Source organism: Flavobacterium sp. 38-13, from assembly GCF_001899155.1.
Classification (GTDB): Bacteria; Bacteroidota; Bacteroidia; order Flavobacteriales; family Flavobacteriaceae; genus Flavobacterium; species Flavobacterium lindanitolerans.
Genome location: NZ_MKVG01000020.1, coordinates 107,983 through 121,116, shown reverse-complemented (window position 1 = coordinate 121,116; position 13,134 = coordinate 107,983). Strand labels below are relative to the sequence as shown.

Genomic DNA, 13,134 nt, shown 5'->3' with positions numbered 1-13,134 from the left:
TAAAATGAATAAAAGAATTTTTGATGTCATTCTCTCATGTGTCCTTTTGCTTTTTTTTGCAATATTTATTGGTTTGGCATGGATAGGAGCATCTATTGATACCCGGTCAAATGGTTTCTTTATTCAGGAAAGAATTGGCCAATTTGGAAAGCCATTCGCTATTTACAAACTGAAAACCATGGATAAATTAAAGAGAATTTCCGATTTTGGATATTGGTTGAGAAAATCAAAAATAGACGAACTCCCTCAGTTGTGGAATGTACTAATAGGGGATATGAGCTTTGTAGGACCAAGACCAGACATTCCAGGATATTATGACAAATTGGAAGGAGAAGAGAGGAATATATTGAAATTAAGACCAGGAATCACAAGTGATGCGTCATTAAAATACAGGAATGAAGAGTTTCTCTTAGCGCAACAAGAAAATCCTTTGAGATATAATGATGAAATAATTTTTCCTGATAAAGTGAAGATGAATTTAGAATATTATTATAACAGATCATTTTTGGGAGATTTAAGAATAATAATTAAAACTTTCATTAGAATATAAATAAAAATAGAATGGGTAATCAAAAAATATGGCTTTCATCTCCACATATGGGAGGAACCGAGCAAAATTATGTTAATGAAGCTTTTGAATCGAATTGGGTGGCACCATTAGGACCTAACGTAACCGGGTTTGAAAATGATTTGGAGAAATATATAGGGCAAGACTCTTACGTAGGAGCTTTAAGTTCCGGAACTGCTGCTTTGCATTTAGGTTTAATAATTTTAGGTGTTAAAGCGGGTGATGAGGTAATCTGCCAAAGCATGACTTTTTCGGCTTCAGCCAATCCAATAATGTATCAGGGTGCAACACCTGTTTTTGTTGACAGCGAAAAAGAAACCTGGAACATCTGTCCAATAGCTTTGGAAGAAGCGATAATTGACAGAATTGCAAAAGGGAATAAGCCAAAAGCAATAATTGCCGTACATCTTTATGGGATGCCTTATAAGGCAGATGAAATACATGCAATAGCAAACAAATACCAGATTCCGATTCTTGAAGATAGTGCAGAAGCTTTAGGAAGTCATTATAAAAATCAAAAATGTGGCACCTTTGGTGAAATTGGAGCATTATCTTTTAACGGAAATAAAATCATTACAACATCCGGAGGAGGTGCAATTGTGGCTAAAAACAGAGAGGTAAAAGATAAAGCTGTTTTTCTTTCTACTCAGGCAAGAGACAATGCACCACATTATCAGCATAGCGAAGTTGGCTATAATTACAGGATGAGCAATATATGTGCAGGAATTGGTCGAGGCCAAATGGAAGTGCTGGATAAACACATTGCCTTGAGAAGAAAAATGAATGAATTCTATAAGGATTATTTTAAAAATAGAGAAGGAATAACGGTATTAACAGAGCCAAATGAAGATTATTTCTCCAATCACTGGCTTTCAGCAATTGTTGTAAATCCTGAAAAAACGCAGGGAAAAACAAGAGAAGACTTGCGGTTGGCTTTAGAAAAAGGAAATATTGAGAGCCGTCCGTTATGGAAACCGATGCATTTACAGCCGATTTATGAAAAATATCCTTATTATGGAAAAAATATAGCCGAAAATTTATTCAAGAATGGACTGTGTCTGCCATCTGGATCTAATCTTACAGATGACGATAGGAACCGCATTGTTAATGTATTAGATGATTTTTTTAAAAATAACAATCTACAATAAGCTAACACAAAGTGAAGGTTTTTTTAATATAAAAAAAAATAAATTTAAGATAAGTCATTGATAAATGCTTAAAATTTTAATAATCACTTAACATTACTGTTTTTTGTATAACTTTGTACAAAATTGCAAGGACATTTTTTGGAATACCCTCTTCCCACCCCCAGAAAGGAGAAAATTAAAATTTTTGAAAATTGAGAGAATTAGACAAGGGAAATTTCACGTCTGATATGCGTAATGTTATATCTGGACTGAAATTGAGTTTTAGTTTTAAGAATTTGGGATATCTTCCCAGGTGGGTAGTTTTGCTGTTAGATTTGGGGATTGTTTTCGCGGCAGGACTTATAACCTATCTCATGCTAAAGGGAATTAAGTTGACTTATATTCCTGATGGCTATCTTTTCTATGGTGCCATACTGTATTTTTTAGTAAACATTTTTTTCTTTTGGGTTTTTCGTACCTACTCCGGAATCATACGGCACTCTTCTTATATTGATGCGGTTAAGATTTTCTTTGCGCAGTTTTGTGCCTTAATTACCCTGGTATTCGTCAATTTTGTATTCCTGTTGGATCATGACTACAAGATATTTTTAAATACGGGGATTTTTATCAATGGCGTTCTTTCGTTCTGTTTCCTGTTCTTTTACAGGATAGTAGTAAAGCAGACTTTTGAAAAATATCTTAGCATTTCCAGAAAAGAAGGGCAGATGCGTGCCTTGATTTATGGTTTTGATAACAATGCGATAGCGGTAGCAAATGCTTTAAGATCTGAAAATCCAAGCCGATTCAAGTTGCTTGGTTTTATTGATAAATTGAATCAGAATAGCTCAAAAAGAATTCTTGACCTACCAATTTTGCAGCTCAAAAGGCGTGTGCCGGTTGTAATGCGTTCTGTTGGAGCCGAAGCACTGATTATTGCCGATAAATCCTTGACAAAAGAAGAAAGACTGGCAATAGTTGATGAATGTTTGGAATATAACTACAAAGTATATACCATTTCTTTGATTACCGACTGGGAAAATCAGGAAGAAATATCCAAGAATATCAAGAGTTTTGAAATTCAGGACTTGTTGGAAAGAAAACAGATCGTTCTTGATATGAACTCTATTTCTTCACAATTACGAGACAAGACAATTTTGGTCACCGGAGCAGCCGGATCGATAGGAAGTGAAATTGTAAGGCAAGTAATCGGATTTAATCCTAAAACCATTGTCATTCTTGATCAGGCTGAAACACCTTTGCACAATCTTTCGCTCGAAATAGCCAATTGCAATCCCAATATCAGAATACATAATGTTTTGGCTGATGTAAGAAACAAACAGGTATTAAAGCAAATATTCAAGCTTTACCAACCGCAGGTTGTATATCATGCTGCGGCATACAAACATGTGCCTTTAATGGAAGAAAATCCGTCACAGGCTGTATTTACAAACATATTAGGATCAAAAATTCTGGCTGATTTGGCTCATAAGTATAAAGTGGAACGTTTTGTAATGGTCTCTACAGATAAGGCTGTAAATCCAAGTAGTGTAATGGGAGCCAGTAAGAGAATAGCAGAAAAATACGTCCAATCCCTGAATTATAAATACAGGAATGATGCCGAAAACAATGGCACAAAATTTATAACAACCCGGTTTGGGAATGTTCTGGGTTCTAATGGTTCGGTAGTGCCACTTTTTAAAAAGCAAATTGAAGAAGGAGGTCCGGTTACAATTACACATCCTGACATTATTCGCTATTTTATGACAATTCCAGAAGCCTGCCAGCTGGTTCTTGAAGCTGGAGCGATGGGTAACGGAGGCGAAATTTATATTTTTGATATGGGTGATCCGGTTAAAATTATCGATTTAGCAAGAAAAATGATCAAGTTGGCAGGATTTACGCCCGACAAACAGATAAAAATCAAAATAGTAGGTCTTCGTCCGGGAGAAAAACTCTATGAAGAATTGCTAAATGACACCGCAAATACATTGCCAACGCATCATGAAAAAATAATGATTGCAGAAGAGACTTTCAATGATTATGAGGCCGTTACATTGGCTATTCAAGATCTTATTGAAATTTCAGAAATTACTTCGAATGAAGAAATCGTAGCAAAAATGAAAATGATTGTTCCGGAATTTAAAAGTATGAATTCTATTTTTGAAACTTTAGACACTAAACAGGTAAGCCAAATATAGTTTTGGTTAGCGTGTTAAATGTTAAATAGTATCTTTGTACAAAAACTATATGAAACAATTGAATTATTTTAGGCCTTTAACCATACTTTTTTTATCACTTTTTATATTCTCGTGTGCTTCGAGAAAGAATGTAGCTTATTATCAGGATATTGACCAGCTTTCTAATCTTGAAAATACATCTTCATATGAAACCAAATTGCAGCCAGATGACTTATTGATGATTGTTGTCATGGCAGAAAATCCTGAAGTAGCTGCCCCTTTTAATTTGCCATCCGTAATTATGCAGTCAAGTACTGAATTTGAGAATCAGCAGTTGCGAATAAATAGTTACTTGATTGATAATAATGGATTTATACAGTTTCCTATAATTGGCGCAATCAAACTTGGAGGACTTACAAGAACTGAAGCGGTTGCAAAAATGAATCAGGAGCTTTCAAAATACATTGCTAAACCTTCTGTCAATCTAAGAATATTAAACTTTAAAATTACCGTTCAGGGTGAAGTAACTCAGCCAGGGGTTCATAATATCACAAGTGAGAGAATAACTTTGACTGAAGCTTTAAGCTTATCAGGCGATTTAACAGTTTATGGGAAAAGAGAAAATATCTTGATAATAAGAGAAAAAGACGGGAAAAAGCAAGCTGCCAGAGTCGATATTACAAAAGCAGATTTTTTAAATTCTCCCTACTATTATTTATCACAAAATGATGTGGTATACGTAGAACCTAACAAGACAAAAGTAAATTCTTCAGTTGTGGGGCCTAATACCGCTATTGTTCTTTCAGCTGTTTCATTATTAGTTACTATTATAGCCTTAACCGTTCGATAAATATTATGAATAATAATCAGGAATTATTGCAAGAAAATCAGGAGTCTGACTTTAGTATTCGTGAACAGATAGAAAAATATCTGGCGCACTGGAAATGGTTTCTGTTTGCGGTCATCATAGCCCTTACATGTGCTTTTATTTATCTTCGTTATGCAACACCCCTATACAGAGCAAGTACTACTATCTTAGTAAAAGATGATAAAAAAGGGGGGTTAGCCTCTGAATTTTCCGCCTTATCAGATTTGGGAATGTTTGGAGGTTCTAAAAGCAATGTTGATAATGAAGTTGAAGTATTAAGGTCCAGAACGCTTATTTATAATACGGTTGAAGAACTTAAATTAAACGTTCATTACATTAATCACGGAAGGGTAAAATCGGTTGAATTATACAAAAATTCACCTATTATTTTTCTCTTTTCACCTAAAGAAAAAAGAGATAAAAAATTTAAGAAAGTAATATTTCAGGTTCAGTCAGTCACTAATGATACCTATAAATTGTCTTATGGGGATAAAGAAATTGGAGCTTTTAAATACAACAGGCTAATTTCAACTTCATTCGGAAATATTTCAGTTACAAAATCGAACAGAAATAATGCTGAACCAAATGAAGAATTTTCAATTGATTGTGTAGTTTCTTCATTACCTAAAGAAACGCAAAGTTTTAAATCCAGGTTAAATGTAAATCCATTAAGCAAAAATACGAGCGTTGTAGAACTATCAATAGTTGATGAAGTACCGGAAAGAGGAGAAGATTTTTTAAATACATTAGTCGAACTTTATAATCAGGGCGCTAGTGAAGATAAAAACCAGGTTGCGGAAAAAACATCAGAGTTTATAGGACAGCGTTTAGACTATATAACGAATGAACTTACAGATGTTGAAAAAGATGTAGAGGGTTTTAAAAACCAAAATAAGCTTACGGATATTCAATCGGAAACCAAGCTTTTTTTAGAAAATGCTTCCGAATATGATAAAAAACGAATTGAAACGGAAATCCAATTAAATGTCATTGGTTCTATGATTTCTTTTCTAAAGAGTAGCAAGCCGGAAGACCTAATCCCTACCAATATACTTTCTTCAGGCTCAGATTCTGAAGCAGCCGGACTTATTGCGCAATACAATACTTTAGTGATTGAAAGGAATAGGATTGCAGCCGGAGCAACATTAGACAATCCGGTTGTCAAGAATGCCGACACGAAAATTAATGCTTTGAAAAGCAATATAGGGCAAAGCCTTTTAAGAATGCAGTCTTCTTTGACCATAAAAAAACGTAATCTTGATAAACAAGAAAGTGAAATTGGGGGTAGAAAAGCTCAAGTTCCCCGCTTAGAAAGAGAATTTAGGATTATTGACAGACAGCAGAAAGTAAAAGAGGCGCTGTATTTATACCTTTTAGAAAAACGTGAAGAAACTGCTTTAACATTGGCAGCTACAGAACAGAGTGCCAAGGTCATTGATGCCGCATTAAGTTCTGAAGTGCCGGTATCGCCAAAAAGGTCAATAATCTATTTAGGAGCATTTATTATAGGATTAATCGTTCCCTTTGGAATAATTTATACCAGAGACCTCCTTAATACTAAAATCAAGACCCGTCAGGAAATCGAAAAACGTTTGGCAATTCCATTTCTGGGAGATGTTCCAAAATCAGATTCCCATGAAGAAATGATCAATACCAACAGCCGCTCTGGTTCTGCGGAAGCCATACGTATTGTCAGGACTAACCTGGAGTTTATGCTGACCGGAACAAGTACTGAAAGAGGGAAGGTTATTTTTGTTACCTCGACAATTCCGGGAGAAGGAAAAACCTTTATTTCCGTAAATCTGGCAGGAACAATTGCTTTGTCCGGTAAAAAAGTATTGCTGGTAGGAATGGATATCAGAAACCCAAAACTGGCAGAATATATTCCAATCCGATCCGAAGGAGTTACCAACTATCTTTCAAAGCAGGATAAAGATCTGTCCAGCTATATAACCAAGTTGGATAATTTTGAAGATTTCCATGTACTGTCTTCAGGAGTCATACCTCCAAACCCGGTGGAACTTTTGATGAACGACAAGATAAACAAGATGTTTGCCGAACTTAAAGAGACTTACGACTACATAATCGTCGATACTGCTCCGGTAAGCGTGGTTACGGATACGTTACTTATTGCTAAGAATGCCGATGCGTTTATCTATGTAGTAAGGGCAAATTATCTTGATAAACGACTTCTGCACGTACCGGAAATGTTCTACAACCAAAAAAAGCTGCCTAACATGTCTTTGGTGCTAAATGCAACAGAAGTAATGAACAAAGGTTATGGTTATGGTTACGGTTATGGCTATGGAGCTGATGTTGAAGTAAAACCGTGGTATAGAACCCTGTTTAAGAAATAAAAATAAAGAAGCCCTTTTTAAAGGGCTTTCTTTTTTTAATTTGATTTTTCTTCAAAACTTGGCGACTCTGCGTCTTTGCGTGGAATAATGGTTTGTGAAGCTACTAAGCACAGGTAACTTAAAATTATACCCGGAAAAAATCGTTGCGTCTTATCCCTTCTTTTAAAGCGGCAGTGTCAGAAAAGGCAAGTTTTTTGTCAAAGCTTTTCAAGTGATTTTCATGATGCAGGTCAGATCCCGTAAAATCAATCATTCCCTTCTCAAGAAGCTTTTGAGCTACTTTAGCTACCGCTGAACCATAATATCCTACTGTCGACAACAGGTTCATTTGAAACATACAGCCTGCTTTTTTCAGCTTATTGTATTCCTCAAAATTGGTGTGATAAAAAATATAGCGTTCCGGATGCGCCAAAACAGGCTGATAACCAGCAATCCTGATGTCAAAAATAATATCATACAACTGCATTGGCGGATTGATATAGGACATTTCAACTAACAAATAATTGTCTTTAAGCGTAAGCAGTTTTTCCGATTCCATTAATTTTGAAAATGAATCATCCATCATATATTCAGCTGCGGCCTTAAAGGGAAGATTTACATTCTCTTTAGAAAGTTTTTCTGTAGTAGATTCACAAAGTGCTTCAATACCGCTTCGTGAATTATCCCAAATGTTTTTGATAATATGCGGAGTAGTTATAAACTGTTCGAATCCTATTTTCTGTAATGACTGTATAAGCGAAAGCGTGGTTTCGAAATTTTTGGAACCATCATCAATTCCCGGTAGCAGATGGGAATGGATATCGGTATAATTTTCAATCAGATCCCTAAGAATCGGTTTGTTTTTAGAAAAGAAAAGCAAAGTCGTGTGTTTAAAATTCGATTACAAATTTATAACATATATTTAATAATTAATTGTTTTTAAAACGGAATATAACAGAAAAAAATCATTTTGTATGATTGCTTTTGGAACTCTTACAGTCTGCAAATTAAATTACTTATTCCTATATTTGGCAAGCATATCAACATCGCAATATTTTAAGTCTCTACCACAAAATGGACAAAGAAATAATATTAAAAGCTGAAGGAATCTCAAAACAATACCGTTTGGGCAAAGTGGGGACAGGAACACTCAGCCATGATCTTAACCGTTGGTGGGCAAACGTTCGTGGAAAAGAAGACCCATATCTTAAAGTGGGTGATACTAACGACCGTACTTCAAAAGGCACATCAGACTATGTATGGGCTTTGCAGGACATCAGTTTTGAAGTTCAGAAAGGCGAAGTTTTGGGCATAATAGGCAAAAACGGAGCCGGAAAATCAACACTGCTTAAAATTCTTTCAAGGGTTACTGCTCCTACCACAGGTGTCATAAAAACAAAAGGACGTATTGCCTCTTTGCTTGAAGTAGGAACGGGCTTCCATAGTGAAATGACTGGTCGTGAGAATATTTATCTTAATGGAGCCATTCTGGGAATGACCAAAAAGGAAATCAGGTCGAAAATAGATGAAATTATAGAATTCAGCGGATGTCAACGCTATATCGATACTCCGGTAAAAAGATACAGTTCCGGAATGACCGTGCGTTTGGCGTTTGCTGTAGCAGCATTCTTAGAACCGGAAATTTTGGTCGTTGACGAAGTGCTTGCAGTTGGTGATGCAGAATTTCAGAAAAAGGCAATTGGCAAAATGCAGGATATTTCCAGAGGTGAAGGCAGGACCGTGCTGTTTGTGAGCCATAATATGGCAGCAGTAAAGAGTTTATGCACCAGGGCTGTTCTGATAGATAATGGAAGATTTGTTTTTTCAGGCTCACCGGAAAGCACCATTGACGAATATTTAAAAGCCGAAAAAAGTTCCAATGTTTTAGAAAAAGTATGGCCTTTGGAAAAAGCTCCCGGAAATAATGTTTGCAAACTCATCAGTGTCAAAGCCAAAACAGAAGAAAAGTCAATATTTATTAGTAACGACCTGGAAATAGAGTTTGTAATTGAAAATCTTGGTGAAGCCCCCAAAAAACTGAACATAAGCATGGTCGTATATTCCAGTGCTGAAGTTCCGGTTTTTAATGTGGTTTCAGATTCCTATAATTGTGAAAAAGGCAGGTATGTCATCAGTACCGTAATACCAAAAAACCTGATGAATACAGATACCTATTCGGTTAGAGTTCTGCTTGTGGAAGATTCTTCAAAACCGCTATGCAACGAATATAACGTACTGAACATTTCTTACCTTGAAGAAAAAAGAGATGTTGCCTGGTATGGAAAATGGATTGGGGCTATTAGGCCTCAAAACCTAATTGATTGGGATTTCAAAAAAATATAAGATGAACATTCTTAGAAAAATTAAAAAAAAACTAACAGCTCCCAAAGGCAATTTTTCCTGTTCTGTTTGCGGTAAGGATAACGTCAGACTGAATCCATTACCCGAGAAATATTTAAGGACATTTGCTAAAGAAGGATTTATCCATTCCATTTTTTTATTTGAAACCCTAAACCTTTTTGAATATTCATGTGCCAATTGTGCCGCATCAGACCGTTCGAGACTGTATGCCTTATATCTGAATGATTTCTTTTCAAAATCTAAAGAGATCAAAGTTTTGGATATTGCACCTACAGAACATTTGAAAAATTACCTTAACAGTAAGGTATTGGCACAAAATTACAGGTCGGCAGATTTATTTATGAAAGATGTTGATGACAATGTAGACATACAGGCAATGGATATTTATCCGGATAATTCATGGGATTTGGTTATATGTTCGCACGTTCTGGAACATGTTCCTGACGACATCCAGGCTTTGAGCGAAATCTATAGAGTGCTTAAAAAAGGCGGAGTTGCAATACTAATGGCACCAATAAACCTCGGACTCGAAAAAAGTTTTGAAGCAGAAAAGGATAAACACTATACGGTTTCTGAACGTTGGAAATACTTCGGACAGGATGACCACGAAAGACTATACAGTAAAAACGATTTTATCCAAAGAATTAAATCTGTCGGATTCAATCTGGAAGAACTGGATAAGGATTACTTTGGCGAATCGGTATTTAAAAAATACGGCATCACTTCAGGGAGTGTGCTTTATATCGGAAAGAAATAGAAAGATTGCAGCCTAAAAATGCAGTAAACTACCAAATCACTAATTCAGCATTATGAAAATTAGCGTTTGCATGATAACATACAATCACGAAAACTATATTCGTGACGCTATAGAAGGTGTTTTGATGCAAAATATAGATTGTGATATGGAGCTTATAATTTCCAATGACTGTTCTTCTGATACTACTGATGCTGTCATAAAAGAAATTATACAATCACATCCAAAAGGCTCGCTCATTAAATATTTTTTTCATGAGCAAAATCTGGGAATGATGCCTAATTTTATATTTGCATTAAAACAATGTTCAGGCGAATATGTAGCATTGTGTGAAGGAGATGATTATTGGACAGATGAAAACAAGCTTCAAAAGCAGATTGCTTTTTTAGATAATAATAAAGAATATGCCGGCTGTTTCCACAATGTTCTTGTCATTAACGAAATGGTTCCGGACTTTAAGCCAAAACCCTGGCGGGAATATGACAAACATGATTTTACGCAGTTAGACACATTCTCAAGACTGGCGCTGTTCCATACCTGTTCTTTTGTTTTCAGACAGCGTTTTTTAGAATTTCCAACGTGGTTTGAAAAAGTAAAAAGTGGAGATATGGCCCTGTTCTCCATTATTTCGGCAAAAGGAAAACTAAGGCTTATTGATGGAATAATGGCAGTTTACAGAAAAAATGAAAGAGGAGTAACATCAGGTCAGAAAATTATAGACTATCATAAAAACCGGATACGGCTAATGCGTTTTTTTAAGGCGCATTTTGGTGTTTATCAGACCCATTTGAATGAGATTATAGCCTATCATCGCAAAGAAATTATAAAGACATACAAGAAAAAAGTACTGAGTATTTTTAAAATTAAATAACCATTGAAAAGCAGCAGTCCAAATATTGCCATAGTAACGCCTTCACAGAATGCCTATTCTGAAACATTCATTCAGGCTCATAAAAATTTGCTTGACGGAAACGTTAGTTATTATTATGGAACGGCTTCAAATATTAAATTAGAAGGAAAAGGTGAGGTGCTAGGCGGTGCCAAAAAATTTATTGGAAAGGCAATAGATGCCGTTTCATCTAAAAAACTGCAGTCACAAAAAAAAGCCCTGCTCAATTCCTGGAAAAAAAACAGGATTGACGTATTATTTTTTGAATACGGAACAACGGCAGCCCAATTTATTGATGTCATAAAAGAATCCGAATTGCCCCTGATAATCCATTTTCACGGTTATGATGCTTCTGCCCATGCTACCCTAAAAGAATTTGAAAAGCAATATGCAGCCATGTTCGCTTATGCTACCTATGTAATAGTGGTGTCTGAAGTCATGCATAAAAAGCTTTTAGAACTGGGCTGTCCAAAAGAAAAAATCATAAAAAACATATACGGTCCAAACGATATATTTTTTGATTTGGAACCTGCTTTTTCAAAATCACAATTTCTCTCTGTTGGCAGATTTACCGGTAAAAAAGCACCCTATTATACCTTGCTGGCTTTTAATGAAGTGCTCAAAGAATTTCCGGAAGCCACTTTGGTATTATGCGGAGACGGCAATCTGTTAGAAACCTGCGAAAACATTTGCCGCTATTATCAGATAGAAAAATCCGTAAAGTTTGCCGGAGCTGTAACTCCCGAACAAATTAAAAATTACCTGAAAGAATCTTTGGCTTTTGTACAGCATTCCATCACGGCAAAAAACGGTGATATGGAAGGAACTCCATTGGCTGTTCTGGAATCGAGTGCGGCCGGATTACCGGTTATAGCATCCAAACATGCCGGAATACCCGAAGTGATTATTGATGGTGAAACTGGACTACTGTTTGAAGAGCATGATGTTGAAACGATGGCGAAACACATGAAATCTCTTTTAAAAGACAAACAGTTGGCAAAAGAAATGGGAGCAAAAGGAAGATTGAATATACGTTCCAACTTTTCAATGAAAAGGCATATTGATATACTGAATGGTCTGATTCTAAAAGCATCCAATTCGTGAAGCCGCAAGTCTCCATACTGATTCCGGTTTACAATCGGGAACATCTCATTGCAGAAACCCTTGAAAGCATCCGTTTACAGAGTTTTTCAGATTGGGAATGTATTTTGGTGGACGACCATTCAACAGACAATTCCTTTGAAATTGTATCGGCATTTATCAACCAGGACCCAAGATTTAAATTATATAAAAGACCTTCAGATAGGTTAAAAGGAGCCAATGCCTGTCGTAATTATGGGTTTGAAATGGCGCAAGGAGAATTCATAAACTGGTTTGATAGCGATGATATTATGCATCCCGAATTTATCCACAAGAAAGTCATGGGCCTAAATACCAATAGCGGGCTCGATGGCATCATTTCTAAAACAATGATGTTTGAAAATAGCATAGAAAATATCACGGGACGCGAAAACAGAACATTTCTGACTGAAACCACACTCGAAGATTTTTTAAAACTAAAGATTTCCTGGTATTTGCCGGATATTATGTGGAACAGGAATTTCCTGAAAGGAAAGCAGCTTTTTGATGAAAAGCTTCTTGCCGGACAGGACAGCGATTTCTATGCCCGGATGCTCATTGAACAGCCCAAACTTGAAGTTATTGATGAGTATCTTACTTATTATAGGAAACATCCGCAAAATATAACATCACACATTGATAACCGAAAAAACGCAAGACTAAAAATCTCGCACCTGTATAGCGTTATCCGATTGATAGCCTTGTTGGAAAAAAAAGGAAAGCTGTCAAAGGACCTGAAGCTGCATTTTTTTAAGGCAATGATGAAATATTTGCCCTATGTAATTTCAAGCAATCAGGACCTCAAAGCTTTAATGAAACTGCTGCGGAAACTGTCTTTTTTTGATTTTGGAATTTTTAAACGTTGGATTAAAATATTTTTAGCTTATTTTTCACTGAAAATTATTGGAAAAGGCGAGAAGCTTTTAAAATAACAC

At 35.8% G+C, this 13,134-nt stretch carries 11 protein-coding genes; 10 read left to right on the top strand and 1 reads right to left on the bottom strand.

Going from position 1 to position 13,134, the window contains the following annotated elements; translation table 11 throughout:
* The first annotated feature begins 4 nt into the window (after window positions 1-4).
* The 5 genes from BGO88_RS15140 to BGO88_RS15120 all read left to right on the top strand — a co-directional run bounded on the left by BGO88_RS15140 (window position 5) and on the right by BGO88_RS15120 (window position 7,097).
* Window positions 5-550, top strand: coding sequence for a sugar transferase (locus BGO88_RS15140; RefSeq protein ID WP_286707434.1), 546 nt, complete (start codon window positions 5-7; stop codon window positions 548-550).
* 11 nt (window positions 551-561) lie between these two features.
* On the top strand, window positions 562-1,716 hold the full coding sequence (locus BGO88_RS15135; protein ID WP_286707433.1) for a DegT/DnrJ/EryC1/StrS family aminotransferase: 1,155 nt from the start codon (window positions 562-564) through the stop codon (window positions 1,714-1,716).
* A gap of 227 nt (window positions 1,717-1,943) precedes the next feature.
* On the top strand, window positions 1,944-3,893 hold the full coding sequence (locus BGO88_RS15130) for a polysaccharide biosynthesis protein (protein ID WP_286707573.1): 1,950 nt from the start codon (window positions 1,944-1,946) through the stop codon (window positions 3,891-3,893).
* Between the two features lie 49 nt (window positions 3,894-3,942).
* A complete protein-coding gene (locus BGO88_RS15125) occupies window positions 3,943-4,722 on the top strand; it encodes a polysaccharide biosynthesis/export family protein (protein ID WP_286707432.1) in 780 nt (259 codons plus the stop codon).
* A gap of 5 nt (window positions 4,723-4,727) precedes the next feature.
* Window positions 4,728-7,097 (top strand): GumC family protein, encoded by a 2,370-nt coding sequence (locus tag BGO88_RS15120; protein WP_286707431.1) that lies wholly within the window; start codon window positions 4,728-4,730, stop codon window positions 7,095-7,097.
* A 124-nt stretch (window positions 7,098-7,221) separates the two neighbouring features.
* Here the strand turns inward: BGO88_RS15120 and BGO88_RS15115 are convergent, their stop codons facing one another.
* Entirely contained in the window at window positions 7,222-7,956 is a 735-nt protein-coding gene (locus BGO88_RS15115; RefSeq protein ID WP_286707430.1) for a tyrosine-protein phosphatase, read from the bottom strand.
* A 194-nt stretch (window positions 7,957-8,150) separates the two neighbouring features.
* On the opposite strand from BGO88_RS15115, the gene BGO88_RS15110 reads away from it, so the two are divergent.
* The 5 genes from BGO88_RS15110 (at window position 8,151) to BGO88_RS15090 (ending at window position 13,131) form a co-directional block, all read left to right on the top strand.
* The gene (locus BGO88_RS15110; protein WP_101472803.1) at window positions 8,151-9,419 is read left to right on the top strand and encodes an ABC transporter ATP-binding protein; all 1,269 of its coding nucleotides are present in this window, start codon (window positions 8,151-8,153) and stop codon (window positions 9,417-9,419) included.
* A gap of 1 nt (window position 9,420) precedes the next feature.
* Complete coding sequence (locus BGO88_RS15105; protein ID WP_286707429.1) at window positions 9,421-10,194, top strand: class I SAM-dependent methyltransferase; 774 nt, start codon at window positions 9,421-9,423, stop codon at window positions 10,192-10,194.
* A 70-nt stretch (window positions 10,195-10,264) separates the two neighbouring features.
* Entirely contained in the window at window positions 10,265-11,062 is a 798-nt protein-coding gene (locus BGO88_RS15100) for a glycosyltransferase (protein WP_286707428.1), read from the top strand.
* Between the two features lie 3 nt (window positions 11,063-11,065).
* Window positions 11,066-12,184 (top strand): glycosyltransferase family 4 protein, encoded by a 1,119-nt coding sequence (locus BGO88_RS15095; protein ID WP_286707427.1) that lies wholly within the window; start codon window positions 11,066-11,068, stop codon window positions 12,182-12,184.
* Window positions 12,181-13,131 carry a glycosyltransferase family 2 protein gene (locus BGO88_RS15090; RefSeq protein ID WP_286707426.1) on the top strand — a complete coding sequence of 317 codons (951 nt, stop codon included), beginning with the start codon at window positions 12,181-12,183 and terminating at the stop codon, window positions 13,129-13,131. The genes BGO88_RS15095 and BGO88_RS15090 overlap by 4 nt, the downstream gene beginning before the upstream one ends.
* Window positions 13,132-13,134 lie beyond the last annotated feature (3 nt).

Excerpts from the sequence above, each read along its gene's own strand:
- BGO88_RS15140 (WP_286707434.1), top strand. The coding sequence starts at position 5 with ATGAATAAAAGAATTTTTGATGTCATTCTCTCATGTGTCCTTTTGCTT.
- BGO88_RS15135 (WP_286707433.1), top strand. The coding sequence starts at position 562 with ATGGGTAATCAAAAAATATGGCTTTCATCTCCACATATGGGAGGAACC.
- BGO88_RS15130 (WP_286707573.1), top strand. The coding sequence starts at position 1,944 with ATGCGTAATGTTATATCTGGACTGAAATTGAGTTTTAGTTTTAAGAAT.
- BGO88_RS15125 (WP_286707432.1), top strand. The coding sequence starts at position 3,943 with ATGAAACAATTGAATTATTTTAGGCCTTTAACCATACTTTTTTTATCA.
- BGO88_RS15120 (WP_286707431.1), top strand. The coding sequence starts at position 4,728 with ATGAATAATAATCAGGAATTATTGCAAGAAAATCAGGAGTCTGACTTT.
- BGO88_RS15110 (WP_101472803.1), top strand. The coding sequence starts at position 8,151 with ATGGACAAAGAAATAATATTAAAAGCTGAAGGAATCTCAAAACAATAC.
- BGO88_RS15105 (WP_286707429.1), top strand. The coding sequence starts at position 9,421 with ATGAACATTCTTAGAAAAATTAAAAAAAAACTAACAGCTCCCAAAGGC.
- BGO88_RS15100 (WP_286707428.1), top strand. The coding sequence starts at position 10,265 with ATGATAACATACAATCACGAAAACTATATTCGTGACGCTATAGAAGGT.